The sequence below is a fragment of the Cupriavidus sp. 05T313 genome (genome assembly GCF_056396665.1).
Genome location: NZ_JBFTLX010000517.1, coordinates 1 through 1,209, shown reverse-complemented (window position 1 = coordinate 1,209; position 1,209 = coordinate 1). Strand labels below are relative to the sequence as shown.

The following is a 1,209-nucleotide window of genomic DNA, read 5'->3' as shown; positions in this document are numbered from 1 at the left end:
TGTATTAGCTGGGACTCGATCTGACAGATAGTCGGGCTGTTGAATCGAGAAGCGCGACTCAATGCGGGATCAGTTTCTCCTTGGCGAGTTCCAGCGAGTCGAGGAAGGTGCGCATGGGCGTTTTGCCGTAACACCATCGCCCCTGATGTTCTCGCTGGTTGTTGTACTGGTCAAGCCAGGCATCGAGATCGAGCTGCAATGTGCCGATCGAGTCGTAGACCTTCTTGCGAAAGGCGATGCGATAGAACTCGTTGAGCATGGTTTTGTGCAGCCGTTCGACGATGCCGTTGGTCTGGGGCGACCTGGCCCGCGTCCGGGTATGGTCGATGTTTTCCACGGCCAGATAGAGCTCGTATTCGTGATGCTCAGGGTTGCCGCAGTACTCGGTGCCGCGGTCGGTCAGCACGCGCGACAGCGGGATGCCATAGCTGTCAAAGAACGGCACAACGCGGTCGTTGAGCAGGTCGGCGGCTGGCAACGGGGTCTTGCGATCGTAGAGCTTGGCAAAGGCCACCTTAGAGTAGGTGTCGACGAAGGTCTGCTGGTAGACGCGGCCCACGCCCTTGAGGGTGCCGACATAGAAGGTGTCCTGGGCGCCGCAATAGCCGGGGCACTCGGATTCGAATTCCCCGTGGGTTTCCTTTTCCAGCTTGGCGCGCTCCAGCGCGGCCAGTTGCGACTCGGTCAGGACCAGCCCTTCCTGCGCGGATTTGGCTTCCAGCGCCTTCAGGCGCTTGTTCATGGTCTCCAGGTCGTGACGCAGCCAGATGCTGCGCACGCCCTGCGGCGACACGTGCAGGGCATGGCGTTTGAGGACCTCGTTGGCAATGCGGATCTGGCCATAGGCGGGCAATTCGAGCGCCAGGGCTACCACGGCGGTTTCGACCTCGGGATCGACGCGATTCTTGAGCAGTGGCCGGCGTCGCGAAATCTCCTGCAACGCGGCTTCGCCGCCTCGCTCGTACAACTCCTTGAAGCGGTAGAAGCTATCGCGCGAATAGCCCATGACGCGGCAGGCCTGGCTCACGTTGCCCAGTTGCCGGGCCAGTTCCAGTATGCCGACCTTGGCACGGATGACTTTCTGTTCCTGAGTCATGGCGGACTCCTTGTGGATTCCGCCGCACACTGGCACTCTGGGCTACGCCCTTCGCACCGATGTGCGGCGGCATGGATAACCAACCACTGTCAGATTTAGTCTAGGCTATTACA

At 60.5% G+C, this 1,209-nt stretch carries 1 protein-coding gene; it reads right to left on the bottom strand.

The features are described from left to right. Positions 1 to 58: 58 nt before the first annotated feature. A complete protein-coding gene (locus AC1DKD_RS41380; RefSeq protein WP_441637739.1) occupies positions 59 to 1,096 on the bottom strand; it encodes an IS481 family transposase in 1,038 nt (345 codons plus the stop codon). Positions 1,097 to 1,209 lie beyond the last annotated feature (113 nt).